Origin of the sequence: Microbulbifer sp. Q7, from assembly GCF_001639145.1 — a bacterium.
Classification (GTDB): domain Bacteria; phylum Pseudomonadota; class Gammaproteobacteria; order Pseudomonadales; family Cellvibrionaceae; genus Microbulbifer.
The window spans coordinates 1268536-1292810 of sequence record NZ_LROY01000001.1 but is presented as its reverse complement, the minus strand read 5'-3'; the positions used below and the strand labels follow the sequence as shown (position 1 = coordinate 1292810).

General features: G+C 58.5%; 23 protein-coding genes. 11 read left to right on the top strand and 12 right to left on the bottom strand.

Annotation, left to right across the window (positions count from 1 at the left end; translation table 11 throughout):
• Positions 1 to 4: 4 nt before the first annotated feature.
• The gene (locus AU182_RS05265; protein ID WP_066961601.1) at positions 5 to 886 is read left to right on the top strand and encodes a DUF1853 family protein; all 882 of its coding nucleotides are present in this window, start codon (positions 5 to 7) and stop codon (positions 884 to 886) included.
• 8 nt (positions 887 to 894) lie between these two features.
• On the opposite strand, the gene pelA is transcribed toward AU182_RS05265, so the two are convergent.
• From pelA to AU182_RS05250, 3 genes are all read right to left on the bottom strand, one after another.
• Entirely contained in the window at positions 895 to 2088 is a 1194-nt protein-coding gene (pelA, locus tag AU182_RS05260; RefSeq protein ID WP_066961591.1) for a pectate lyase, read from the bottom strand.
• A 197-nt stretch (positions 2089 to 2285) separates the two neighbouring features.
• Positions 2286 to 4508: a S9 family peptidase gene (locus tag AU182_RS05255; RefSeq protein WP_066961585.1), complete on the bottom strand. Its 2223-nt coding sequence runs from the start codon at positions 4506 to 4508 to the stop codon at positions 2286 to 2288.
• Between the two features lie 98 nt (positions 4509 to 4606).
• Positions 4607 to 6202 carry a mechanosensitive ion channel family protein gene (locus tag AU182_RS05250; protein WP_066961581.1) on the bottom strand — a complete coding sequence of 532 codons (1596 nt, stop codon included), beginning with the start codon at positions 6200 to 6202 and terminating at the stop codon, positions 4607 to 4609.
• Between the two features lie 435 nt (positions 6203 to 6637).
• On the opposite strand from AU182_RS05250, the gene AU182_RS05245 reads away from it, so the two are divergent.
• Positions 6638 to 6835 (top strand): hypothetical protein, encoded by a 198-nt coding sequence (locus AU182_RS05245; RefSeq protein WP_066961578.1) that lies wholly within the window; start codon positions 6638 to 6640, stop codon positions 6833 to 6835.
• A gap of 130 nt (positions 6836 to 6965) precedes the next feature.
• On the opposite strand, the gene AU182_RS05240 is transcribed toward AU182_RS05245, so the two are convergent.
• Positions 6966 to 8369 carry a sigma-54-dependent Fis family transcriptional regulator gene (locus tag AU182_RS05240; RefSeq protein ID WP_082859223.1) on the bottom strand — a complete coding sequence of 468 codons (1404 nt, stop codon included), beginning with the start codon at positions 8367 to 8369 and terminating at the stop codon, positions 6966 to 6968.
• Between the two features lie 262 nt (positions 8370 to 8631).
• Between AU182_RS05240 and AU182_RS05235 the strand changes: the two genes are divergently transcribed.
• The 3 genes from AU182_RS05235 (at position 8632) to AU182_RS05225 (ending at position 10777) form a co-directional block, all read left to right on the top strand.
• Positions 8632 to 9126 (top strand): hypothetical protein, encoded by a 495-nt coding sequence (locus AU182_RS05235; protein WP_153039116.1) that lies wholly within the window; start codon positions 8632 to 8634, stop codon positions 9124 to 9126.
• 317 nt (positions 9127 to 9443) lie between these two features.
• Positions 9444 to 10097 carry a DsbA family oxidoreductase gene (locus AU182_RS05230; protein WP_066961571.1) on the top strand — a complete coding sequence of 218 codons (654 nt, stop codon included), beginning with the start codon at positions 9444 to 9446 and terminating at the stop codon, positions 10095 to 10097.
• 68 nt (positions 10098 to 10165) lie between these two features.
• A complete protein-coding gene (locus tag AU182_RS05225; protein WP_066961569.1) occupies positions 10166 to 10777 on the top strand; it encodes a hypothetical protein in 612 nt (203 codons plus the stop codon).
• 28 nt (positions 10778 to 10805) lie between these two features.
• On the opposite strand, the gene fghA is transcribed toward AU182_RS05225, so the two are convergent.
• Complete coding sequence (gene fghA / locus AU182_RS05220; RefSeq protein ID WP_066961561.1) at positions 10806 to 11651, bottom strand: S-formylglutathione hydrolase; 846 nt, start codon at positions 11649 to 11651, stop codon at positions 10806 to 10808.
• A 9-nt stretch (positions 11652 to 11660) separates the two neighbouring features.
• Entirely contained in the window at positions 11661 to 12788 is a 1128-nt protein-coding gene (locus AU182_RS05215; RefSeq protein ID WP_066961558.1) for an S-(hydroxymethyl)glutathione dehydrogenase/class III alcohol dehydrogenase, read from the bottom strand.
• Positions 12789 to 13043: 255 nt separating this feature from the next.
• On the opposite strand from AU182_RS05215, the gene AU182_RS05210 reads away from it, so the two are divergent.
• Positions 13044 to 13424 (top strand): hypothetical protein, encoded by a 381-nt coding sequence (locus AU182_RS05210; protein ID WP_066961556.1) that lies wholly within the window; start codon positions 13044 to 13046, stop codon positions 13422 to 13424.
• Between the two features lie 65 nt (positions 13425 to 13489).
• Here the strand turns inward: AU182_RS05210 and AU182_RS05205 are convergent, their stop codons facing one another.
• Positions 13490 to 14185, bottom strand: a complete 696-nt coding sequence (locus AU182_RS05205) for a hypothetical protein (protein WP_066961553.1) — start codon at positions 14183 to 14185, stop codon at positions 13490 to 13492.
• 260 nt (positions 14186 to 14445) lie between these two features.
• Here AU182_RS05205 and AU182_RS05200 point away from each other — a divergent pair, with 260 nt between their 5' ends.
• The 5 genes from AU182_RS05200 to AU182_RS05180 all read left to right on the top strand — a co-directional run bounded on the left by AU182_RS05200 (position 14446) and on the right by AU182_RS05180 (position 18192).
• Positions 14446 to 14883, top strand: a complete 438-nt coding sequence (locus tag AU182_RS05200) for a host attachment protein (protein WP_066961551.1) — start codon at positions 14446 to 14448, stop codon at positions 14881 to 14883.
• Positions 14884 to 15036: 153 nt separating this feature from the next.
• Positions 15037 to 15990 carry a magnesium/cobalt transporter CorA gene (gene corA / locus AU182_RS05195; RefSeq protein WP_066961549.1) on the top strand — a complete coding sequence of 318 codons (954 nt, stop codon included), beginning with the start codon at positions 15037 to 15039 and terminating at the stop codon, positions 15988 to 15990.
• 127 nt (positions 15991 to 16117) lie between these two features.
• Positions 16118 to 16774, top strand: a complete 657-nt coding sequence (locus AU182_RS05190; RefSeq protein WP_227718129.1) for a hypothetical protein — start codon at positions 16118 to 16120, stop codon at positions 16772 to 16774.
• A 201-nt stretch (positions 16775 to 16975) separates the two neighbouring features.
• Positions 16976 to 17530 carry a cytochrome b gene (locus AU182_RS05185; protein WP_066961543.1) on the top strand — a complete coding sequence of 185 codons (555 nt, stop codon included), beginning with the start codon at positions 16976 to 16978 and terminating at the stop codon, positions 17528 to 17530.
• Positions 17531 to 17625: 95 nt separating this feature from the next.
• Positions 17626 to 18192, top strand: coding sequence for a YceI family protein (locus AU182_RS05180; RefSeq protein WP_066961541.1), 567 nt, complete (start codon positions 17626 to 17628; stop codon positions 18190 to 18192).
• Between the two features lie 108 nt (positions 18193 to 18300).
• Here the strand turns inward: AU182_RS05180 and AU182_RS05175 are convergent, their stop codons facing one another.
• From AU182_RS05175 to ectB, 5 genes are all read right to left on the bottom strand, one after another.
• Positions 18301 to 19719: a sodium/proline symporter gene (locus tag AU182_RS05175; protein ID WP_066961538.1), complete on the bottom strand. Its 1419-nt coding sequence runs from the start codon at positions 19717 to 19719 to the stop codon at positions 18301 to 18303.
• 115 nt (positions 19720 to 19834) lie between these two features.
• Positions 19835 to 20830 (bottom strand): tetratricopeptide repeat protein, encoded by a 996-nt coding sequence (locus AU182_RS05170; protein ID WP_227718128.1) that lies wholly within the window; start codon positions 20828 to 20830, stop codon positions 19835 to 19837.
• Positions 20830 to 22275 (bottom strand): aspartate kinase, encoded by a 1446-nt coding sequence (locus AU182_RS05165; protein ID WP_066962230.1) that lies wholly within the window; start codon positions 22273 to 22275, stop codon positions 20830 to 20832. Before AU182_RS05165 ends, AU182_RS05170 begins: the two co-directional genes overlap by 1 nt.
• 151 nt (positions 22276 to 22426) lie before the next feature.
• The gene (locus AU182_RS05160) at positions 22427 to 22831 is read right to left on the bottom strand and encodes an ectoine synthase (RefSeq protein WP_066961533.1); all 405 of its coding nucleotides are present in this window, start codon (positions 22829 to 22831) and stop codon (positions 22427 to 22429) included.
• Between the two features lie 94 nt (positions 22832 to 22925).
• The gene (ectB, locus tag AU182_RS05155; protein ID WP_066961529.1) at positions 22926 to 24251 is read right to left on the bottom strand and encodes a diaminobutyrate--2-oxoglutarate transaminase; all 1326 of its coding nucleotides are present in this window, start codon (positions 24249 to 24251) and stop codon (positions 22926 to 22928) included.
• Positions 24252 to 24275: the final 24 nt, after the last annotated feature.

The following is a 24275-nucleotide window of genomic DNA, read 5'->3' as shown; positions in this document are numbered from 1 at the left end:
CGCGATGAGCATCGCATTCGTAACCGCCAGCCCGGACCACTGGCGCAACCTGCTGTGGGCACTGGCAGCGCCCGACATTGCGCCTGACGCCCCGCTACCATGGCTGCCGGAATCCCGCCGCTCGGCGCTCGCCCGGTTTTTCTCGCACACTCATGTCCGGGCGGAGCTGGAAGCCCGACTGCTTTCTCACCTTGAGCAGCTAAACAACCACAGGCTCGGTATTTACTTCGAGTATCTGTGGGCCTTCGCCTTTACCCATCACCCGGACTACCAGTTACTGGCGCATAACTTCCCTATCCGCGATGGGGGGAGAACCCTCGGCGAACTGGATTTTGTGGTGCGCCATACGCCGGATAATGCGGTCGAGCATTGGGAAATTGCGCTGAAGTTTTACCTGCAGGTGGGTGAATACTGGGTTGGGCCAGGCCTGAAAGACCGGCTCGATATCAAGCTCGCGCGCATGCGCAACCATCAGCTTCCTGTAGCCCAAGACAGTACCGCCACCAGCAGCTTGCGCGATGCGGGCATCACGCTCGACCGGCAATGGGCGCTGATGCCCGGGCGACTGTTTCGCCCGCTGGATGCCGCCAGCGGCGGCCTGTCTGAACCCAATCATTTCTGGTGGGCAGACGTGGCGACCTTTCTCGAACAGGAGGCGTCCGTCCAGCCGTCAGCGGACGGCCAGTGGTATCGACTGCCGAAGCCCTGCTGGCTGGCGCCGCTGCCAGAGTCCCTTGCAACACCGCCGGTAGAGGGTGAACCCCTGGCAGATTCGATGCTGAAACGCGGCCCGATATGCGTAGCCCGATACGATCACCGTGGCGAACGGAGCCGTGGATTTATCGTACCCGCCGACTGGGCCGAGCGCGCAGCGGCCCCGGCGTAGCCGCCGGGTTACTCCCGCGCCTTGCGGTATTGTTTGATCACCTTGTACGGCTGCTCGGTGTACCAGGCGTAGCCGCGGCGGCGCTCTTCCGATATCTCATCCACGTCGAAATACACCTTGCCATCGCGATCGCCAAACACCGGACGCTGCCCGTTGATGTCGTAAAAGCGCGCCCATAACGGATTGGCATCTTCCCGCGGCGCCAGCGATGGCAGTTTTCCATCACGACGATAACGTAGGCCGTCGATACGGTGCTGTTCAAACCAGGTCAGCGCACCGTCAATCGCTTTCTGGATATACGCCGGGCGCTGTTCCAGCGACATCAGGAACAGCACCAGGTCGGCGCTTTCACTGGTGGCCAGTGCTGCCGGCTCAAACGCGCGTGCCGCCACCGGGGCAAAGCTTTCTGCATGGTGTTGGGCGCCCCAGATGGTCGGCTTCCCTTGCACCTCAACCTGGGTGGCGGCCACCATTTGCAGCGCCCGCTGCAGGCTGTCCTGCGCCTGTTTGCGCAGTGCCTGGGGTACGAACGACAGGCGCGGATCACCGTTGGCCGCGGCGGCGACAATGGTCAGCAGGCTGGTGATCACCGTGTCGTTGTAGGTGATGTAATCGTGATAGCCGCCCCGCAGCGGAAAGGTCTGTGGCCAGCCGCCATTGGGATACTGGGCGATCAGGATGTACTTGAGTGCGCGTGTTGCGGAGTCGCAGTAACGGGCTTCCCCGAGGCTAGTGCAGGCGTTGGCCATCACCCAGAACTGGGTACTGGTGGCGAGATTGTCGAAGGTGGGCACGTAGCTTTTCTCGCTGCCGAATTGCACCCCCGGCGGCCGCGGCACTCCCATGTCCGTGCGCTTGGACCAGCCGCCGGAAGGCGTCTGGAACGTCAGCAGGTTCTCGGCGATCTGGCGCCCTGCCGAGGTGGCAATAAACGCACTGTCACTGGCCGCCTTTTTTGCATCGAACCCAAAGCGCTGGGCTTTTTTCGGCTTGGCAGAGTCGTCCAGACCCGCGGCCTTGGCTTCCGCTTTCACCGCGGCCTGATCCAGCCGGTAAAGCTGCTCCGACATGGCCCGGTACTCGAGCATGGTTCTGGCGGGCTGCAACGCATCCAGCGGGTCGGCCTCGGCACTGCAGCCGGAGGCGCTGAATAGCAGGCCCGGAAACAGTAGGGCGCAGAGTGGCAGTTGCGGAAATTTCATACACGAGCTCGCGACGGAATTCTGTCAGGCAGAATATTGTTATTTGGTAAGGCCAAATGATGGTAGCAAAAGCGGTGTAGCGATGAAACCGTCGCGCGCGGCGGGTGGGGCGGGTGCAGGGGGACAGCTGTTGTGGGGAGGGACGACAAAAAAGGGCTTCCACTGGAAGCCCTTTCTCGTTGCACTGATTCAATCGATCATTCAGACGCCTTTAGCGTGCGGTCGAAGAAATCTTTCATCATTTGATACCAGTGCTTGCGGGTTTCCTTGCCCCGCAGGCTGTGCTTCTTGCCCGGGTAGGTCATCAGCTCGAACTGCTGGCCGTTGTCCTGCAACTGTTTAATCAGCCTGGTGGTATTGGTGAACAGCACATTGTCGTCCGCCATGCCGTGATAAATCAGCAGCGGGCCTTTCAGATCCCCGGCGTAGGGGAATACGGAAGCCGCTGCATAGGCCTCCGGCACCTGGTTGGGGTTGCCCATGTAGCGCTCGGTGTAGTGGGTGTCGTACAGGCCCCAGTCGGTCACCGGCGCACCGGAGATACCCGCGTTGAAATAGTCACCCGCCTTGAACATCGCCATCAGCGCCATGTAACCGCCGTAGCTGTGCCCGTAAACACCGATGCGCTCGGGATCAATAAACGGCAGGGTGCGCAGGAACTTCACCCCGGTCACCTGATCGTCCACTTCCACACTACCCATTTTCTTGAAGATGGGGTCTTCGAATTTTTTGCCACGATTGGCAGAGCCGCGGTTGTCGAGGGTGAACACCACATAGCCCTGCTGGGCCATGTACTGGTTGAAGGGTCTATCCCAGCTGTTGGTAACCAGTTGCGCGTGGGGGCCGCCGTACAGGAAGACCATGGTCGGGTAGGTCTTCTTCGGATCGAAGCCTGCCGGCTTGTACATCCGATAATAGAGCGTGTGCCCTTCCGGTGCCTTGCCTCCTTTGACTTCAATCTGGCCAAACTCCGGCTCGATCCAGTCACTCATGTACGGATACAGTGGGTGGCCCTCTTCCACCTTGTTTTCCTGTAGCCAGGTGACGCGCTTGCCATCAATGCCATGCAGGCTCACCTGGGCCGGCGTCGTCGGGTTGGAGTAGGTATCAATATAACCGGAGGCATCGCCGGCGAATTCGATGCTGTGCATACCCGCGCGGCTGGAGATTTTCTCAATCTTGCCGCTGCCGTTCAGGTCGGTCACATACAGGTGACGCTCCAGCGGCGTATCCTTGCGCCCGGAGAAATACACCTTGCCATTGTCTTCATCCAGCGCTTCCAGCTCGTCAATCGCCCAGTCGCCAGCGGTCAACTGCGCCAGTTGCTTGCCGCGGAAGTCGTACAGGTACAGGTGCTTGAATCCATCTTTTTCCGACGCCCAGATAAAGCGGTCGCTGTTTTTCAGGAAGCGCAGATCGTGAAACAGGTTGACCCAGGTATCGCTGGTTTCCACCAGTGCATTGCGGGTGCTGCCACCGGGGATATCCACAAATCGCAGTTCCAGTCTGTTCTGGCTGCGGTTCTGCCATTGATAGGACAACAGGTTGTCCCGCGCCCATTGCACCCGGGGAATGTAGATATCTTCGTTGTTGCCCAGATCGAGCCACTGGGTCTTGCCACTGGCGAGCTCCAGCACTCCCAGCTTGATTTTCACATTGGGGCGGCCGGCGGCGGGGTAGCGCTGCTTGATCATGTCGATACGGTCCGCATAGATCTCGCTGCGGGTGACCTCGTCCACCGGGCTTTCATCCACCTGCAGATAGGCGATGCGCTGCTCGTCCGGGGACCACCAGTAACCGGTCATGCGGTCCATCTCTTCCTGGGCCACAAATTCCGCCATGCCATTTTTGATTGGCCCCTTGCCATCGACAGTAAGCTGGCGCTCCTTGCCGCTGTCCAGGTCCACCACAAAAATATTCTGGTCGCGGATAAAGGAAACAAAGTTTCCTTTCGGGGACACCCGCACATCGGTTTCAAACGCTTCGGTTTCCGTCAGGCGTTTGGACTGGCCATCCTCCAGCGCGTAATAGAACACATCGCCGGCCAGGGGGAACAGCAGCGACTTGCCATCCTTCGACCAGCTGTACTCCATGATGCCGCTGCCGAAAATACGCTGGCGCTCGCGACGGGCCTTCTCCTCATCGGAGAGCTGTTCCTCACCGCGATGCAGTTTGTCGGAGTCCACCAGCATACGGGTCTCGCCGTCGCTCAGGCGGTACTCCCACAGGTCGTAGCGGTTGTAATCTTCCTCGCGTCCTTTAAGAAAAGTGACTCGACTACCGTCCGGCGAATACTGCAGTGCGCGGGGGCTGGTACCGCTCAATGCCGGGTCGGAGAAGATTCGATCGATGGTGAGCTGCTCGGCAGAGCAAAATCCTGCAAAACCGGCAACGAAAAGAGACAGGGCAAAACGCTTCATAAAACTTCGACTACTGAACTACGTGTGCCCCGAAAATGACATAAATCCAGCGGAATTTGTAGCGGTCAACGGCAAGATTTTCGGTGACCGCCTTCCGCCTAATCGTCCCAGTGTTGGGCAGCCGCTTTCGGTTTCTCTGTAGATTCGCGGCTAACTTTCATATCGCCACGCGGTACTGCTCCCGCTGCCTTGGCGGTCTTGCCATCACCCTTGGCAGCGCCTGCGTGCGCCGCGTCAGCATCACTGGCACTCGACTGGTTACCCTCCTCTGCGAGCAGACGGATATCCGCCGCGGTCGGGGTCCCATTCTTTGCCTCGCCAAAGTACAGCGTTTGATGGGGGAACGGAATTTCGATATTGCGCTCGTCAAACGCCAGCTTGATCCGTCGATTGAATTCGCGGCCCACAAACCATTTCTCGTGGGCGCGGGTGCGGGTGCGCGCCTTGATGACGACCGCACTGTCGTCAAAGCGGTCCACGCCCAGTACTTCCAGCGGCTCCAGGATATAGGGGCCATACTCTTCGCTCGCACGCAGTTCACGGTCGATATCCAGCAGGCAGGCGACCACTTCATCGGTGTTTTCCCGATACGCCACACCGACCTCCAGCATGTAGTAACTGAAATCCTTGGTCAGGTTATCCACAATGCTGATTTCACTGAATGGCACCGTGTGCACGGTGCCGTCCAGGGAACGCATCTCGACCTTGCGCAGGGTGATGCGCTCAACAATACCCGTGCGGCCGCCAACGGTGACGACATCATCTACCTGCAGCAGATCTTCAATCAGAATGGTAAAGCCGGTAAGAAAATCCTTGACCAGTGTCTGCGCACCAAAGCCAATGGCGATACCCAGTACACCGGCACCGGCCAGTAGCGGCATCACATCCACGCCGATCTCCGACAGTACGACCAGTAGCGACAGCACGGTGAGAAAAAATAACAGGGCATTGCGCACCAAAGGTATCAAGGTACGCACCCTGGCAGTCACGGCGCCCTGATTTTTCCGGGTATAGTGCTCTATGCCGCCGTTGATGATTTCCCAGATACTGCTAAACACGAGAATCACCAGCAGTATGGAAAATACTACCTCCGCCGCATTGACCAGGCCTTCATCGTCAATCACGACGCCAAACGTACGATGAAAAACCAGCGACAGCGTGTACAGTGCCAGCAATCCGGCGATGGCGTATCCCGCCAACACTTGCAGGCGAAAATAGCTGGCGAAACGATGCTGGTTCAGCCCGAGCGCCCTGCGTACGCGGGAAAATTTTCGGTCAAAGCTCTTCGCAAGACGGCCGTTGATCCACACGAGCAGCGCGATGAGTAGCAGTGCGCCCCCGGTAATCACCAGCTTGCCCGCACTGTTGGCACTGATACCCATGGTGTCCAGCAGTTCACCATATTTATCCACCAAACGGCTCGCGGTCTCCTCCGGTAGCAACGCATCGGCAATCGCCAACGGGTTGTTGTCCGCAGCACTGGCCTTCACCGCCTTGAGACCTTTCAGGTTCTCGACAAACTGCTGGCGCTGTTGCTCGTCTTCGAGTGTGTGTATCAGGCTGTCAATTTCATCCGCCGTCATTGTCGGCATGGATTCCTCGTTGCCGCCACTGGTTTCAGCGAGTGATGCGACGCCGCCAGCAGGTTGCGCACTGGCGAATTCTAAGGGCACTACCAGTAGTAGTAGCAGCAAGGCGAAATTGCGTACGCACAGCCCTGTAAGCCCGCAGCATACGCTCTGCACATTTACCCAATGCCTGCCAACGTTTCGCAAAACGACCACTGCACTTACCTCTTTCAATTCCCGACGGATCAACACTGTTTAACGGCACAAATGCAGCCGCACAGGGGAGAAATTGCAAGTGTGATGCCAACCGGCAGCGCTCGGCCGCTGGCGCACTGCGGCGGCGGGTTACCGCACAATAGAACCTCTCAGGCGCAGCGACGTTTCGCACTGCGGCGGTAAATATTTCAATCCGCCGTGAAATATCTACCGGCCCCTACCTCTCCCACACCGCGAAACACGCAGCCGGATTTCCGCAAAACCGCGGAGCCATGGGCTCTGCAAAGAGTTGGCACACTGTTTGCCCCTTTATCCGCATCATTCAAGTAAACCAAGGAGAGATCGATGAAACTTTTCACGAAAACCATTTACGTTGCACTCGCTATTACCGCCGCCATCAGCCTGGCAGCCTGTAGCGAGGAAAAAAGCGCAGAATCCATTGGTGAAACTATCGATGAAACCATCACCGACACCGGTAACGCGATTGAAGACGCCTGTGAGGACTTGAAAGAAGAAGCCAAGGCAGAAGATACCGACTGCTGATTGGGCGCGGGGCCGACACCCGTCGGCCCCGAAGCCGGTGCACCTGGTTGCGCTGGTGACCAGGCAAAAAAAGGAGCGCAGTGCGCTCCTTTTTAGGTTGTGCTTTTACCTGAGATTTCTGAAACGTGTTTTATTCCGCGGGCGTAGAGCCTGCCGGTTCGGCGGCGTGATCTTTGGCGGTTTGGTCGGCGGCAACCTTTTCGTATTTTTCCAGCTTGTTATACAGGGTCTTTACGCTGATACCCAGCTGCTCCGCGGTTTCTGTTTTATTGCCATCATTCTGCTCCAGGGTACCCTCAATGGCCGCCTGCTCAAGAACGTCGAGGGGAACACCGACGGGTACACTGGCCGCCGCGGTGCTGCCGGCCGATTGTGTATCGGTTTCACCAAGAATGATGTGCTGCGGCTCAATCACCTGTTCCGCAAGAATAAACGCGCGCTCGACGCAATATTTCAGCTCTCGGACATTGCCGGGCCAGGCGTGCGCCCTGAGAAGCTGTAGGGCGGACTCACTGAACGCCTTGGTGGTGCCCTCCTCGCTGTTGCGATATACGAGAAAGTGCTGGGCGAGACCGACGATGTCACCCTCACGGTCACGCAGTGGCGGGACACGCACCGGGAATTGCGCCAGCCGAAAATAAAGATCTTCCCGAAAAATGCCATCGCTCACCGCCACTTCCGGCTCGCGGTTGGTCGCCGAGACCACACGTACATTGGTTGTGCGCAACTGGCTCGAACCCAGCGGCCGATACTCGCCCGTTTCCAGTACCCGCAGTAGCTTGACCTGGTGTTCGAGCGACATTTCCGTCACCTCATCCAGAAACAGGGTGCCGCCCTCTGCCTGAGCGAACAGCCCCTCGTGAGACTTGTGTGCGCCAGTGAATGCGCCTTTCACGTGGCCAAACAGCTCGCTTTCCACCAGTTCCGGGCTGAGTGCGCCACAGTTCACCGCCACGAAGGGCGCAAGCGCGCGATCACTGGCCTGATGCAGCGTATTGGCGACCAGCTCTTTGCCCACGCCACTCTCGCCCACAACCAGTACATTGGCGTTGGACGCAGCCACCTTGCGCAGCGTGCGATACAACTTGCGCATGGGCCGCGCGGAACCGACCAGCAGGCCGTACTGATCCAGCTGACTGCTCACTGGACCCGCTGCAGACTCCCCCGCAACATCCAGCGCCGCAACCACTTCATCGATTGCCTCGCAGATGTCCCCGGCGGTGTAGGGCTGGCGAAAGTGGAAGCCGCCGGATCGGGAGGTGGCGGCATCTAGTGCCGGGTTGGGCAACCCATCGCTGAGAAAAACAAACTCGCAGTGCGACAACATCGGCGATTCCGCCAGTGGTTGCAGAGTAGCGCTGTCGGTCTGCGCGGCGTCGACAATGGCGAGGTCATAGGGATTGCCGAGCAGAGTTTCCAGCCAGGCCTCGTCCTCGCTCAAGTCGTCGATCGGCAGGAAACTGACCAGTGCGTCGCACACCCGCGCACGGAGAGCAGCGTCACGGATTCTCAAAAATACACGGCTTTCACTCATTTCCGGTTCCTTTCACCGACCTGTTCACCGACCTGTCTTCAACTCGTAAAGAACACCAGAGTCTCCGGCCCCACTGACACAGAGATTCATCTCACGCGGAGATGGCACTGGCACCGAGATTGAGCTGGCACAAAGTTTGAATTGTACCACTATGCCAACGCAATTTTGTTCGCACCCCGACGTGCCACACGGCACCGCAGCGGGCGACAGGAGGCAACAGGAGGAAACTATGTGTCGTGATGGTAGGTACAGTGATAACTCGATGAACAGAGACCCTGAAACACCGTTTCCGCCCGGAGTTCTGCAGAGCCTGCGCGGCGTGCACCACGCGAGTCTTTACGCAACAAAGTTCTACGACTCGCGATTCATGCAGCGCTTGGAGTATCCGCTGAACCACTGCTTCCAGAATCTGAAAAAATTACATGGCAGCGTGAAAAATATTCTTGCGGAGGTGGTGTTCACTGCGACAGCGGAGTCGCGCTCAAGACAAAACCTGCCGGATGAGGCATTCGACATCGCCCTGCGTTACCAGTCACTGGCCCTGCTGAGCCCCAGCCCGGGCCTCGACCTGATTCAATACCTGGTTGCCACCGAGCACCGGCAGAAGCGTTTGCAGGCCGGTGCGCTTGATACGCTTAACAACGCGCCACTCAAAATCGCGCTGTCTGCGCAAACGGCGCTGTTGCAGGTGACCATTGACCGCCTCACCGCACTTTCCAGCCGCGACCGCCCCGCGCAACATCGCGCGCGCCGATAACATCGGACACCTGACGCAGGAGACATCTCAAGTTGGGGCGACTCGGAGCATCCGCTCCGCGGGCATATCGACCGCGTCACATTATGTCCTCAAGACCCACGACAGTACCTGCAAAAATCCTAACATTGCATACACTCGAAATGTTGTGCTCACCCCCATCAAGCGATTAGTGAGCGCTCACACCAGCCGAATAAGGGGCAACAATGCGCAAGGCAGTTCCTGTCCTGCGCGCCTGTAATGGCTATTTACACGCCAAGAATACCCGGTCATCATGAAGGGACCGTCATCCAGAGCATCAGCAGCGAGGGCAGTTCGCTATGACAAAGCACTACCTTAGAATCGATATCGTCTCCGATGTCGTCTGCCCTTGGTGCGTCGTCGGCTTCAAACGCCTGCAGCAAGCGCTGGATACTTTTTCCGGCCAGTTTGATCCCAATATCGTCTGGCACCCCTTCGAGCTGAACCCACAAATGCCGGAAGCCGGTGAAAACCTGCGCGAGCACATTACCGGCAAATACAACATCTCGGACCAGGAAAGCGCAGAGAATAGAGCGCGGCTTGAGGAAATCGGACGGGAGCTGGGATTCGCGTTCAACTTCTCGGATGACATGCGCATCTACAATACCAATCAGGCGCATCGCCTACTCCACTGGGTCGAACCCACTGGCCAGCAGACGGACCTGCAGCTGCGCCTGTTCGAGGATTACTTTACCCACGGCAAAAACCTGAATCACGAAAGCGTGCTGCTGGACGCCGTGGAAGCCGTTGGCCTTGACCGGGAAGAGGCGTCACGGGCGCTGCACGATACGGCGATCACTCGGCAAACCCTGGCGCGGGAAGAACAGCTTATGTTGCAGGGCATCCGCGGGGTGCCCCTGTTTATGTTCAATCATGAGCACGCCATCAGCGGGGCCCAGGAGGTGAGCGTGTTTGAGGCTCAGCTCCAGCAGCTGGCCGCGACCGCTTCCTGACGACCGGCGCGCGCATGCCGATTCACAATCCAATTCACCCCCAAATGCACAAGCGGCAGACAGCATCCATGAACATTCGCTCCGGAACATTTCCTCTGGCTTTGCTCGGCGCCCTGACGCTGGGTGGCTGCGACACTAAGCAATCCCCACAGCAGCCGGTCGATCAATTCCTGAAAAATATCGCGGCCTACTGCGGCCAGGCGTTCGCCGGTGAGATCACTGCGAACGAACCGAAAACCGACGAGCCCGATGCTTTTGAGGGTAAGACGCTGGTAATGCACGTGCGCGGCTGTGACAAGCCCACCGAGGAAATTCGCATTCCGTTTCACGTGGGCGAGGACCACTCCCGCACCTGGATTCTGACCCGCACCGCCGACGGATTGCGCTTGAAACACGATCACCGCCACGAAGACGGCAGTGAAGATGCGGTGACCATGTATGGCGGGGATACCGCGGAGCCGGGCACCGAAAACCGCCAGGCATTTCCTGTGGATCAGGCGTCCATCGACACCTTCAAGCGCGAGGGACTGAATGCCTCGCTGAACAATACCTGGGCGATGGAAATTCACCCCCAGCAGTATTTTATCTATGAGCTGACCCGCCCCAACGGACGGGAATTCCGTGTGCGCTTTGATCTCACCAAGCCGGTGGCCACACCGCCGACCCCCTGGGGCTATTGAGCCTCAGCGGTCGGTCTGAAGTGCGCGATCAGTCGACGTGCAACAGATAGTCCGCATGAAAGCGCAGGTGCTGCTCGATGAAGGTGCCAATGAAGTAATAGCTGTGGTCATAGCCCGCATGAAACTCCAGTTTCAGCGGGTAGCCCGCTGCGCGCGCAGCCGCCTGCAACGCGTTGGGCTTCAGCTGTTCTTCGAGAAATGCATCTTCCTCCCCCTGGGAGATCAGCATTGGCAATCGCTCGGTGGCGCGACTGAGTAATGCCGTCGCGTCATACTCCTCCCACAGAGATTTGTCTTCCCCCAGATACGACGCCAACGCCTTTTCTCCCCAGGGGCAGGCCATGGGGTTACAGATCGGGCTGAACGCAGAAACCGAGGTGTAGCGGCCGGGGTTTTTCAGGGCAATGGTCAACGCACCATGCCCGCCCATGGAATGGCCGCTGATGGCACGGCGGTCGCTCACCGGAAAATTCGCTTCCACCAGCGCCGGTAATTCCTCCACCAGGTAATCGTACATCTGGTAATGAGGCTTCCACGGGGCCTGGGTGGCATTCACATAAAACCCTGCACCCTGCCCCAGGTCATAACTTTCGTCATCGGCCACATCGTCACCACGGGGGCTGGTATCGGGGATCACCAACGCAATACCGAGCTCCGCGGCCATGCGCTGGGCGCCCGCCTTCTGGGAGAAGTTTTCGTCGGTACAGGTAAGGCCAGACAACCAGTAGAGTACCGGGAAACGCTGCTCCACTTCCGCCTGTGATGGCAGGAAAACGGAAAAGCGCATCTCGCAGTCCAGCACATCGGAACGATGGCGGTACTGGCACTGACTTCCATCAAAACTCTGGGTTTTACTGACAAGCTCTAGCATCATCGACACCCCTTACTGGTAGTGAATCACACTGCGAATACTTTTACCCTCGTGCATCAGGTCGAAGGCTTCATTGATGTTTTCCAGCGGCATGGTGTGCGTAATAAAGTCATCCAGCTGGAATTCCCCGGCGAGGTAACGCTCCACATACTCCGGCAGCTGCGAACGACCTTTCACGCCGCCAAACGCAGTGCCGCGCCATACCCGCCCGGTCACCAGCTGAAACGGGCGCGTGGAAATTTCCTGGCCTGCGCCGGCCACACCAATGATCACCGATTCGCCCCAGCCCTTGTGACAACACTCCAGTGCCGAGCGCATGACATTCACATTGCCGATACATTCGAAGGAGTAATCCACACCGCCATCCGTCATCTCCACGATCACTTCCTGGATGGGCTTTGTGTAATTCTTCGGGTTGATACAGTCGGTGGCCCCCAGTTTTTTCGCCAGTTCAAATTTGCCTTCGTTGATATCGATGGCAATGATCCGCGCAGCCTTTGCCAGGCGGGCGCCGATAATGGTGGCAAGACCAATACCGCCGAGGCCGAACACCGCAACCGTCGCGCCTTCTTCCACCTTGGCAGTATTGGCCACGGCACCCATACCGGTGGTGACACCACAGCCCAGCAGGCAAATTTCTTCCAGCGGCGCACTCTTGTTCACCTTGGCCACAGAGATTTCCGGCAGCACGGTGTACTCCGAAAAGGTGGAAGTCCCCATGTAGTGATAGATCGGCTCGCCATTGATGGAAAAACGCGTGGTGCCATCGGGCATCAGGCCCTGCCCCTGGGTGGCACGAATTTTTTGGCACAGGTTGGTTTTTCCGGAAGTGCAGAATTTGCACTCGCCGCACTCGGGGGTATACAGCGGGATCACATGATCCCCAACTGCCACACTGGTGACCCCTTCCCCCACCGACTCCACGACACCGCCACCCTCGTGGCCAAGAATGGCCGGGAATACCCCTTCGGGGTCGTCACCGGAGAGGGTAAACGCGTCCGTATGACAGACCCCCGTCGCCATGAGCTTGATGCGCACTTCCCCCGCCTTCGGCGGCGCTACCTCGACTTCCTCAATCGACAGCGGCGCGCCCGCTTTCCAGGCAACTGCCGCCTTACATTTAATGGGCTCTGCAGACATATCCGATCCTCTTTTCTTTCTTGGCCGGCCAGTGCCGAACCTGTGCCACAGCTTAACAGATCACCGGTCGCGAGCACCCGGGCGAAACGTGTTGCGTGGGCAACTGGTGCGCCAGTCTCGGCGGGCGACACGCTTCGCCCGGGCCCCCAGGGTATGTGAGCAAGATCACAGTGCTTTTGACAAGTTGGCCCACTCCTTGCTCGCTATTTAACAGGAAGAATTAAAAAATGATGAATACGACGAGGCCACAACACTATGACTGACCACCAATGGCTGATGACTTCCCAGGCGCTCAATACCCTGCGCAAGCTGCGCAAACGTATCCAGGCAGAGTTCGACATCAACCTGCGTTTTTCCGACTTTGATTTTGAAGCGCAGCTGGCGGAATTGAAGCACCGCAGCAAGGATACGCAGACCCTTGGCCTGATCACCCAGTTAGAGGCGCTGAAAGGCAGCGCTTTCCTCACCGGCAACGAACCGCCGGAGCGCCTGTACCGGGGCCAGAAGGTCCTGCAGGAAAAGAGCAAGAAAGATATTTATGAAATGATTTATGGCGACGAGCTGGGGCTACACGATGGTCGCGGCGCCTCGCAATTGCCGCGCAAGATGTATCGCGGCCTGCCAGTACTCAATTAACCAGTACTCGGTTAACCTGTGATCGGTTGGCCAGCCACCGGCTGGCCACGGCCCGGGGGCATTTGTTACCTGCGGGCCAGTGCCAGCAGGGCGTCTGCCTCCAGCTCATCCTCGATACGGTCCAGCACTTCCTCGGCAATATCCTCCAGCAGGCGCTCGGTGGCTTGACGGGTTGTATCCTCCACCACGCCGCCGTCTTTCGGGGCGCGGGTGGAGTAACGGGCGCGCAATTTAAAGTCGGCGATGTCTACTGTTCCCTCGCGCAACGCCGCGGCGCCCTGCACCCGGTAGTGGAACTTACCGTAGGCGGTCATGGTGCCCTTTTCCAGATCGTAATCCCGGGTACTGCGGATATCGACGATTTGCTGGCGAATGGCGATATCAAAGTTGGTGTGCAGCGTGAGCGGCGCCCGATTGTCCACCAGGTGCACCCGCTCGTCTTCGAAGAAATCCCCAAACCGCCGCTGCACCTGCTGGTCCAGATACAGGCTGAATTCGCGCGCGGCCTTCTCGCGAATTTCCCCGAGACCGCCACCGCCGGACAGGGCCAGCAGCAACTCCAGGTTGTTGCCGGTCAACGGTGTTGGGGCTTCAATCGCAATTTCTACCGGCGCTACCGCCAGGCGGATCAGTGGGTCCTCACTGCCAACGCCCAGCCAGCCATCGCCACTGTTAGCATCCGCAACCAGAGGCATACTCGCGAGCAGTGCGCCCAAAGTTCTGAAGGAAAGGCTGGAAAAAACGGTCATTCTGTAAAACATGTTCTTCACTCCCTGGAATTTCAGGCTGACTCACCCGCAGCTGCCTCAGCGCCTGCGAAGCAATCACCTGTCGGCTAATTCCCTGCAACCTGCGGGCCAGAATACCGCCACGCACCCTAAATTTGTACCAATTAAGGGCACCGGCTGCAGAATCAGGCCCCGCGGGGAACACGCGGAGTTTTATTGGCCGAACCATAGGATCCCGGCAAACCCCGCCCTACCATATTGGAAGACTCAGCAATAAACAGAGGTAAACGACCATGTCAAAAGCCTGGGTGCTGGTAGCCAATCATACTCATGCCCGCGTATTCGAAGCGGAAAAACGTGCGGGTACTCTCAACGAAATAGAATCTCTTGTTTATCCGGAAGGGCGCATGAAAGGGCAGGAACTGCTCAGTGACGCCCCCGGACGCTCGTTCGACAGCCACGGACAGGGCCGCCACGCCATGGCGGAGCCCACCAGCCTGCGCAAACAGGGTGCTCGAAAATTCGCACGCGACATTGCACACACCCTGGAAAAGGGCCGCCAGGAGGGGCGCTTCGACCGTCTCTATATTGTCGCCGAACCCTCGATGGCGGGCAGCCTGCGACTGTCCATGAGTTCGCCCTGCCTCGCCAGTATCGCCGGCGAGTCGCGCAAGAACCTGACCACCTGCGACACAGAACAGATCCGCGCACAGCTGCCGATGTGGCTATAGTCAGTTTCAGCCGGTCGCTTTGACCACAACACCCCCGCTGATCGCCGCCACATAACTGGCGGCGATTGATTTGTGGACGACAGCCTGACACCATTCCGCAGATCATCCTCAGACACAGACCTGGGGATAAACCAGACAACCAAGGAAGCGGGAATGCTGAGACTGTTCCAGATCCAACGCGGCAAAATTAAAGAAACCTACGCCGGCAGTGACTACCAGAGCCAACCCCTGTCCGATGCGGCCTGGATCGACCTGCAGGATCCGGAAGAAAACGAACGCGACCTGCTGGAACAACTGCTGCGCACCGAACTGCCGGAATCCGAGGACGTTGAAGAGCTGGAGTCATCCGCCCGCTACTTTGTGGATGCCGCCGGCATCCACGTGCATTCCCTGTACCTGACGCAAAGCGAAGGCCGCCACGATACCTCCACCGCCGCCTTCATTCTCCAGCCGCAGCGTCTCATCACCGTGCGCGACAACGAGCTGGCAGACTTCCGCCTGCTGCGCATGCGTGCCCGCCGCAATCAGGTGGAAGCACACAATGCCCAGGAGCTGCTGATTCTGCTGTTTGAGCAGAAAGTGGAAAACCTGGCCGATGCGCTGGAAGACAACTACCTCACCCTGGGTGAAGTCAGCCACCTGGTGCTGGAAGACGAAGACGCCGACCTGGAAGAAGCCATCGACCACCTGGCCAAGCTGGAGGACTCCAACGGCAAAATCCGCCTGTGCCTGATGGACACCCAGCGCTCCATCGCCTTCCTGCAACGCCACCTGAAAGACGACCCGGAACTGCGCGAGAGCTGCTGGGGCATTCTGCGCGACATCGACACCCTGATGTCCCACACCACCTTCCTGTTCGAAAAAATCAACTTCCTGATGGACTCCACCCAGGGCTTTATCAGCATCGAACAGAACAAGATCATCAAGATCTTCTCCATTGCCGCGGTGGTCTTCCTGCCCCCCACCATGGTGGCCAGTATCTACGGCATGAACTTTGAATACATGCCGGAACTGAAGTGGCTGCTGGGCTACCCCTGGGCACTGGGGCTGATGCTGATGGCAGGGATGGCGCCCTACTTCTACTTCAAGCGCAAAGGCTGGCTCTAACCGACGCCTCATAATCTCCCGCCACCTGCTAATCTTTAAGGGTCAAAAAGCACTTCAGGGAAGCAGGGCAACCATGGCGACGGCGGGCGGTAACGGGTCGGGAAAATCCACGGGCAAACCCTTTCACATGCGGCGCTGGCTCAGTGTCCAGCAGGCGGTGGACCACCTTAGTGCCCTCTCCGAAGACCCGCTCACCAGCGACGACCTGGCCCGCCTCGCCGAAGACCACACCCTGGATCTCTACTGGTATCGCCCGGGCCAGCAGCTCGCCTACATCGACCGCCCCGGCAAACCCAAAACCGAACTCAGCGAGCCCCTGCGGTTGTGCCCCGAGCAGAGTGGCGATTGGCGCGCCATTGTCGGCATATTGCGCCAGCGCCCCGCCCTGCCGGCGGAAGAAAACGACACCCCAACCCTGCAGGATGGCAACGGCAACCGCCTGCGCATCACTTTCGACTTCAGCCGCCGCCCCGAGCCCTTCAGTGGCCTGTGGTATCCCAACTACGCGGAGCTGGTGGTAAAGCGCCAGGACCTGGAGCGCCTCGAAAACCACCTGTTTGCCAGCGAAGACGAACCAGCCCTGGCACCCCAGCTGCTGCTGGATGTCATCTGGCAACTGGAGCAGATGGCGATGGAAAACGGTGAAAACGGCGAAGCCGATGCAGAATCCCCCCACGACCTCGACTGGCTCACCCACCAGCTCAGCGACCGCACCAAGCTGGACCCGAATCTTCTTGGCAAGGTACTGAACGCCGCCGAGCGCCAGCACGCCCTGCAGCACTGATCTGCCAACCGCCGACAATGCTGGTCTGCCCCCTGCCGGCCTTATTACAGCCCTGTGCGTTCTTTCAAAAGCAGCCCTGAGCGTCCCTTCAAAAACAGCCCTGTGCGATTTTTTCGAAAAATAGCGCCAGCTTTTTGCGCTATTCCCCTGCCGTAAACTTTTTATAATGCGCAGAATCTGAATTTACGGACGGAGTCGGTCGTGCAGGCCTGCAATAGCAACATCCAATACGGCTGGGTAGCCGTACTATTCCACTGGCTGATGGCCCCCGCCATCATCGGCATGTTCGCGCTGGGCTGGTGGATGGTGGGGCTCTCGTATTACGACCCCTGGTATCGGCAGGGCCCGGACATTCACAAGTCGGTGGGCATACTGCTCGCCCTGCTGCTGGTCGCACGCCTGTTATGGCGCTGGCTCAACACGGCCCCGGCACCAGAGCCCGCACCGCGCTGGCAACAGCGCGCCGCCAGTGTCGCCCACGCTGTGCTCTACGGCCTGCTGCTGGCAATTGCAGCCTCCGGTTACCTGATCAGCACCGCGGATGGCCGTGCCATCGAGGTGTTCAACTGGTTCAGCGTGCCCGCAACCCTGCAAGGGCTGGAAAACCAGGAAGATATTGCCGGCACCATCCACGAGTGGCTGGCGTGGACGCTCATGGGGCTGGTGCTGGTGCACAGCTTGGCGGCGTTCAAGCACCACTTCGTGAACAAGGACAATACGCTGCGCAAAATGCTCGGCCTGGCGCCGCGCCGCTAGCGGTTTACCGCGCGCAGTGATTCAAGCAAGAACCATTTGAACAACAGCTATTTGAACAACAACCACTTGAACAACAACCAACAGGAAGCTCACCCATGAAGAAACTCGCAGTTCTGCTGTTTGCCACGCTGATTGGCGCCACCGCACAGGCGGCTGAATATAAGATCGACACCAAGGGCGCACATGCGTTTGTCCAGTTCCGCATCAAGCACCTGGGTTACAGCTGGCTGTATGGCCGTTTCGACAAGTTCGACGGCAGCTTTGTGTACGATGAAGCCAAGCCGGAAGCGTCTTCCATCCAGGTGACGGTGGATACCACCAGCCTGAACAGCAACCACGCGGAGCGCGACAAGCACCTGCGCGGCGAAGATTTCCTGAACGTGTCCAAGTTCCCCACCGCTACTTTCAAGAGCACCAGCTTTGAACCCAAGGGCGACGGCAAGGCCCTGCTGAAAGGCGACCTGACCCTGCACGGTGTCACCAAGCCGATCACCATCGACGTTGAAGAAATCGGCGGCGGCAAGGACCCCTGGGGCGGCTACCGTCAGGGCTTCACCGGCAAGACCGAGTTCAAACTGAAAGACTTCGGCATCGACTACGACCTGGGCCCAGCGTCCCAGACCGTGGAAATGATCCTGGACGTGGAAGGCATCCGCCAGTAAGCATTTGATTGCCGTCTCACAGGATAAAAAAAACCCGGCCTTGATGCCGGGTTCTTTTTTTCAGGCAAGAAAGTGGTGGATAGGCGCAGCGCATCCACCGATTTGCCACTATGCGTTTGCAGTACGCCCAACCGGCTCCCGCGCCAAAAAGTGGCCAATGGCAAAAACCACAAGCCCCATCAAAATACCCGGCATGCCCTCATAGATATGCGCATGCCATCCCAGCCAGCGCCAGATCAGCGCAGTGGCAAGGCCCAGCACACTCATCGCAACAGCGAGCCTCTGCGACGGTTTACCGCCAGCGGCCAACACCATCAACAGCGGCGCGAAGGCAGAAGCCAGGGCGGACCAGCTCATCACTACCAGGCTGAAGACACTCTGTTTGTTCATCAGCGCCCAGGCCACCGCTGCCGCGGTAATACCCAGCGTGGCTATTTTCAGCAGGCGGGTGTTCTCGGTGCGCTGGGGCAGGATGTCGTGAGTGAGTGCGGCCGAGCAGCTCAGTATCAGGGAATCGGCGGTGGACATGGTGGCCGCGAAAATACCTGCGAGAATCAGCCCCACAAAGACCGGCGACAGTAATTCCATCGCCATCATCGGCAACGCCAGCTCCGCATCGAACGTGCCCGGGTCACTGAGCAGAATGCGCGACAACATGCCCACGCCGGTGGCCATAAAATAGAAAATGGTGAACCACAGGTAGTACCAGCAGCGCGCCTGTACCATGCGCCCCACATCATCCAGCGCCATAAAACGCACCATTACATGAGGCTGGCCCACCACGGAAATACCCGCGAACAGCCAGCTCAGCGCAAACAGCACACCACCGGCCAGTCCCGGCAACAATAAGTCCTGCGGATACCAGTTGAGGAAGCCTTCCACCTGCCCCATCTGCTGCCACGCGGCGCTCAGGCCGCCTACAGACTGTGTCGCCACGAACAGCAGCAGCCCCATGGCCACCACCATCACCAGCGACTGGGCCGCATCGGTCCAGATGGACGCGCGGATGCCGCCCGCCAGGCAGTAGGCCGCGACGATCACACCACCGATGACCGCGCCACTCCAGATCGGCAGGTCCAGCACCACGTACAGGGCCTTGCTGCCAGCCACCAGCTGGGCGCTGGCGTAGGCGAGTAGAAAGAGCAGGGAGAGAATACCGGCCAGCTTCTGCCAGCCAGCGAAGCGGGTGCCCTGCCAGCAGGCGAGCACCCCCGCGTAACTGGATTCACCACTGCGTTTGGCGGCTTCGCGCAGGTTTTTGTGCATCCACAGGGAGCCGAGAAAGTCCCCGAGAATCCAGCCCAGCATCAGCCAGATAGAGGCCAGCCCCGTGGCGTAGGTGTAACCGATCACCCCGATAAACATGTAGCCACTGTTGTTGGTAGCCACCGCTGAAAGCCCCACCAGCATGGGAGAAACATCCTGGCTCGCCAGATAATAATCTTGCTTGGTACCGCGGCTCTTGCGGTAGGAACTGATTCCCACGGCAGCAAACAGGCAAAGAAACAGCAAAAAGCTAATCAGCACGGTCGGGCCCCTTGAATTGGTTGGTCACGGGTTATTGTTTTTTTGTTTGTTCTTATGAAATGGATACAGCCGTTCATTTTTTTATTCTGACGGCCGGCGACCAGCGCCGGCACAATCACTGCGCGTCGTCGGCCCTAGGGGCGTTCTCCGGCTGAATGCCCATCAGGGTGGCGAATTCGTCGGATTCGTAGAGCCCATTGAATGCGGAGTCTTCCAGTGCCTCGTCGCGATACGCCATGGAAATATCCAGCGCTTTTCGCAGGTAGCCGATGGCCTCTTCCCACTGCTCCAGATACGCATAGGCACAGGCCAGCTGGTAGTAGGCGTTACCGTTCTGGCTATCGATCTGCAGTGCCTGTAGACACAGGTTGATGGCCCACTGGGGCTCGTCCAGTTCCAGTACCGCATCTGCCTTATAGGTCAGCGCTTCGCCGTCGTCCTTGCGCAGATTCAGAATCTGGTCGTAGACGGCGATTTTACCGGTGGGTGTCTGCTCCCTTCCGGCGCGCAGCCACAGGGAGTGAACTTCCTGGGTCAGCTCGATTTCATCCCGGTTGTGTTCAATGTGCTGGGTCTTTTCCGAGAGCTGCTCTTCAATGCTGCGCAGGCGCTCCTCGTACTGCTCCACTAGGCTGGAGATTTCCTGGTTGGCGAGGGTGTGCACCTTTTCTTTCACATCGCGAATGGATGTCCAGCCCATAATCACCAGCAGGGAACTGAAGCCGGCAATCAGGTAGAAGAAGTAGGTAATGGTATCGGTGGCGTAGGTAATCGCCTTGTCGGCGGCACTTAACTGCCGGTCCACGATGTTCTCGGTGAGCGATACCTTCTGCGCCGCCATGTCCACGCGCAGCTGTTTCAGTTCATCCAGCACATAGCGCTCGATAAACGGGGAATACAGCGGCTTGTCGATTTTGTCGGCGGCCTCGGCGACCTTGTCCAGCTCGGCGATTTTCTGCTGGTTTTTAGCCTTTTCCTCCTCGCTGATGACCGGCGGTGGCACATCCGCGCTTTCCTGCGCCAGCACCACGTTGCCCGGGAAAAACCCACTGGCCACAACCAACACTGCCGCCAGCAAAGCTGGCGGCAGTCGCGAAGAAAGGCGCAACATCAGGCCGCGCATATGGCGTCGCCATGTTCGTGCACTTCTACCAGTGCTGCGTGCAGGCTTTTTACCGCGCTTTCGTAATCGCTTTCGTCGATCACAAACTGCATGTCTACCTGACGCATAGACTGGTGCACCGCGAGAATACTGATGCCGGAGTTGGCCAGCGCGCTCACCGCGCGAGACAGCATGCCCGAGATTTTCATATCGCTACCAATAGCGGAAACAACCGCCACCTTGCGCACCTGAATATCGCAGTCCGGGAACAGCTCACCAATCGCCTTTTTAATGCGCTTGACGGTTTTCAGGTTGTTGCTCAAGTAGTGGGTAATCGTATTGGCGTTTGTATCTTTGGTTACCACGCTGCCCTTGAAGCGCGCGATAATCTCATTGATCGCCCGGTCGTAGCTGGTCATGCTGCCCATCATATCCTGATCGAAACATTCAACAGCATAGATGTTTTTACGCCCCGCGATGATCTCCACCTGCGGCGTGTCGCTTACATAGTCGCCTGTAACCAGAGTACCGCGGTGCTCGGGCTCAAAGGTGTTCATCACGCGCAGGGGGATTGCCTGCTGGCGCAATCCTTTTGCGGCGCGGGGGTGAATGGCTTCCATCCCCAGGTTGGCGAGCTGGTCCGCCACGTCGTAATTGGTGCGACCGATGGGCACCGCGTGTTCCTCACCCACCAGACGGGGGTCGGCGCTGCTCAGGTGATATTCCTTGTGGATAATCGCTTCGCTGGCACCGGTCTTCACGGCGATGCGGCTGAAGGTCATTTCGCTGTAGCCGCGCGCAAAGGTTTTCATCAGGCCTTCGGCGGTGTGCGCATAGCCGGTGGCGATGGGCAGTTCATTGTCGAAATCCACATCCGCAAAGGCGCGCTCGATACGCTCATCCAGGGTGCGGTGTTCGCCATCGCGCCAGCCGGTCAGGTCCACAAAGCGGGCGTTGATCCCTTCCTGCTTCAGCAGCTGCGCCATATTCCAGGCACTGTGCGCTTCACCCAGGCTGGCGAGCATTTCACTCACCACGTCCAGGTGGCCTTCCAGGGCAAAGTGGCCGTGCTGACACACGCGCTCCAGGTCTGCCAGGCAGTTGGCCGCGTCATCCAGGCGCTCACCAATAAACCCATTGGCCTTGGCCAGGGTGATTTCGTCACTGAACAGCTTCGCGTTGATTTCTTCCATGCTGGCGCGCAGGCCCGCTACGGCGTCGGACCATTCGCGCTCGTCGTCCGCGCCAGCGAACAGGGCAAACACCCCGGGGCGACCAGATTTTTTATGCTCCAGCAACATGTCGGTAATGCCGCCGTAGGCAGAAACCACGAAAACACGCCGATACAGCCCTTCTGTTTTCGCCTTGCCGTTTTTCAGAATGATGTTGTCTCGTACTGCACGGTAGTCGCTCATGGACGTACCGCCGATTTTTTCAACCGTATGTGCTTTCATGGGATCCTTGCGTTGACCGTTTTTGAGTTCAAGATTAGGAGTGCGGCTACTTTTTTTGCCCGGCTCACTGCTGTCCGAGGTCAAATAGTCCCGCGTGGTGCTCCAAAACTCCGCTGCTTTGTTGTGCATAGGGATGATGTTCTCGGCCGAATTATTTTTCGTCCTTCACCTCTTCCGCTTCCAGCTCATACGCGCCTTCCGCATTGTGCACTTCCTTGCCATGCAGGGGTGGGTTGAACACACAAGCCATCTTCATTTCGGTCTTTGCTTTCAGCACATGCTTGTCGTGCTTGTCCAGGATATAAATGGTACCCGGCGTGATCTCGTGCACTACGCCATCGGCTTCCGCCATGACCGAACCTTCACCGGAAATGCAGTACACCGATTCCAGGTGGTTCTGGTAGTGCAGGTTCAGGTTCGCCCCCTCATAAATGGTCGTGATATGGAACGAGAAGCCCATATTGTCGTTTTTCAGCAACAGGCGGGTGCTCTCCCAGCCTTCGGAAACGATACGACGGTTGGATTGTTCTGCTTCTTGCAGCTTTCTTACGATCATCACTTACTCTACTTGCAATCTTTAATTCAGGTCTTGAAATGGGCGGCCCGCTGTCTCACGCAGGAACAGCGGCCGCCGGTCGATGTGGCGCGTATCAGGCAGCGCCGGCCAGCGGTGCCGGCTGCTCGGCATCTTCTGCGAAGAAGTCGTGCTCTTCCGGCACATCTTCACCTTTCAGCACTTTAGCGACTGCCGCTTCCACAATATCCAGTGCCTTGGTCAGGTTCTCATCGCTGATGGTCAGCGGGCACAGGGTTTTCACCACGTGGTCGTCGGCACCACTGGTTTCAATCACCAAGCCATTGCGGAAGGCTTCGGTGGTGATCTTGTCGGCCAGCTCGCCGCTCACGCAGTTGAGGCCGCGGAACATGCCGCGACCGCGGGTGGTCATGTTGCCGTCGCCATACTGGTCAACGATCTTCTGCAGGCGCTGCTCGATGTAGTCGCCCTTGCGTTTTACTTCCTTGGCAAATTTGTCATCGCTCCAGAAGTGATCGATGGCCGCCTTGGCGGTAACAAAAGCGAGGTTGTTGCCACGGAAGGTGCCGTTGTGCTCGCCCGGCTTCCACTGGTCCAGCTCCGGCTTCATCAGCACTACCGCAAACGGCAGGCCGTAACCACTCAGGGATTTGGACAGGGTAACGATGTCCGGGTCGATACCGGCTTCTTCAAAGCTGAAGTAGCTGCCGGTACGGCCACAGCCCGCTTGGATGTCGTCGACAATCAGCAGTACGTCGTGCTTTCTGCACACGTCCTGCAGATTGCGCAGCCACTCGACGCTGGCCGCATTGATACCGCCCTCGCCCTGTACGGTTTCCACCAGTACGGCCGCCGGGTGGTCAACACCGCTGGAAGAATCGCTCAGCACCTTGTCCAGGTACGCAGTGGTGTCCATTTCGTCACCCAGGTAACCGTCGTACGGCATACGCGCCACACCGCTCATGCTCACGCCGGAGGCACCGCGATGGTGAGAGTTACCGGTGGCAGACAGCGCACCCAGGCTGCAGCCGTGGAAACCGTTGGTGAAGGAAATGATGTTTTCGCGGCCTTTGTACTTGCGCGCGATCTTCAGTGCCGCTTCCACCGCATTGGTGCCGGTGGGGCCGGTGAACTGCATGATGTAGGTCATGTCACGGGGCTTCAGGATGTGCTCGTAGAACGACTCCAGAAACTCACGCTTGGCCTTGGTGTGCAGGTCCAGACCGTGGGTGATGCCGTCCTGCTCGATGTACTCCAGCAGCGCTTTTTTGAAGATCGGGTTGTTGTGCCCGTAGTTCAGGGTGCCGGCACCGGCCAGGAAGTCCAGGTACTGGTTGCCTTCCTCGTCGTACAGGTACTCGCCCTGCGCCTTGTTAAAAACCCGCGGGAAAGCGCGGGCGTAGCTCATTACTTCAGATTCGATTTCGTCAAATACTTTCATTTTGGCAACCCTTTTCTAATGGTT

What these genes read in the sequence shown, in the direction of transcription:
- ectB (WP_066961529.1), bottom strand. Translation starts at nt 24,251, where the DNA reads ATGAAAGTATTTGACGAAATCGAATCTGAAGTAATGAGCTACGCCCGC.
- fghA (WP_066961561.1), bottom strand. Translation starts at nt 11,651, where the DNA reads ATGATGCTAGAGCTTGTCAGTAAAACCCAGAGTTTTGATGGAAGTCAG.
- AU182_RS05160 (WP_066961533.1), bottom strand. Translation starts at nt 22,831, where the DNA reads ATGATCGTAAGAAAGCTGCAAGAAGCAGAACAATCCAACCGTCGTATC.
- AU182_RS05230 (WP_066961571.1), top strand. Translation starts at nt 9,444, where the DNA reads ATGACAAAGCACTACCTTAGAATCGATATCGTCTCCGATGTCGTCTGC.
- AU182_RS05200 (WP_066961551.1), top strand. Translation starts at nt 14,446, where the DNA reads ATGTCAAAAGCCTGGGTGCTGGTAGCCAATCATACTCATGCCCGCGTA.
- AU182_RS05265 (WP_066961601.1), top strand. Translation starts at nt 5, where the DNA reads ATGAGCATCGCATTCGTAACCGCCAGCCCGGACCACTGGCGCAACCTG.
- AU182_RS05165 (WP_066962230.1), bottom strand. Translation starts at nt 22,275, where the DNA reads ATGAAAGCACATACGGTTGAAAAAATCGGCGGTACGTCCATGAGCGAC.
- AU182_RS05255 (WP_066961585.1), bottom strand. Translation starts at nt 4,508, where the DNA reads ATGAAGCGTTTTGCCCTGTCTCTTTTCGTTGCCGGTTTTGCAGGATTT.
- AU182_RS05225 (WP_066961569.1), top strand. Translation starts at nt 10,166, where the DNA reads ATGAACATTCGCTCCGGAACATTTCCTCTGGCTTTGCTCGGCGCCCTG.
- AU182_RS05215 (WP_066961558.1), bottom strand. Translation starts at nt 12,788, where the DNA reads ATGTCTGCAGAGCCCATTAAATGTAAGGCGGCAGTTGCCTGGAAAGCG.
- AU182_RS05170 (WP_227718128.1), bottom strand. Translation starts at nt 20,830, where the DNA reads ATGTTGCGCCTTTCTTCGCGACTGCCGCCAGCTTTGCTGGCGGCAGTG.
- AU182_RS05245 (WP_066961578.1), top strand. Translation starts at nt 6,638, where the DNA reads ATGAAACTTTTCACGAAAACCATTTACGTTGCACTCGCTATTACCGCC.
- AU182_RS05190 (WP_227718129.1), top strand. Translation starts at nt 16,118, where the DNA reads ATGCGGCGCTGGCTCAGTGTCCAGCAGGCGGTGGACCACCTTAGTGCC.
- AU182_RS05180 (WP_066961541.1), top strand. Translation starts at nt 17,626, where the DNA reads ATGAAGAAACTCGCAGTTCTGCTGTTTGCCACGCTGATTGGCGCCACC.
- AU182_RS05235 (WP_153039116.1), top strand. Translation starts at nt 8,632, where the DNA reads ATGAACAGAGACCCTGAAACACCGTTTCCGCCCGGAGTTCTGCAGAGC.
- AU182_RS05205 (WP_066961553.1), bottom strand. Translation starts at nt 14,185, where the DNA reads ATGTTTTACAGAATGACCGTTTTTTCCAGCCTTTCCTTCAGAACTTTG.
- pelA (WP_066961591.1), bottom strand. Translation starts at nt 2,088, where the DNA reads ATGAAATTTCCGCAACTGCCACTCTGCGCCCTACTGTTTCCGGGCCTG.
- corA (WP_066961549.1), top strand. Translation starts at nt 15,037, where the DNA reads ATGCTGAGACTGTTCCAGATCCAACGCGGCAAAATTAAAGAAACCTAC.
- AU182_RS05240 (WP_082859223.1), bottom strand. Translation starts at nt 8,369, where the DNA reads ATGAGTGAAAGCCGTGTATTTTTGAGAATCCGTGACGCTGCTCTCCGT.
- AU182_RS05210 (WP_066961556.1), top strand. Translation starts at nt 13,044, where the DNA reads ATGACTGACCACCAATGGCTGATGACTTCCCAGGCGCTCAATACCCTG.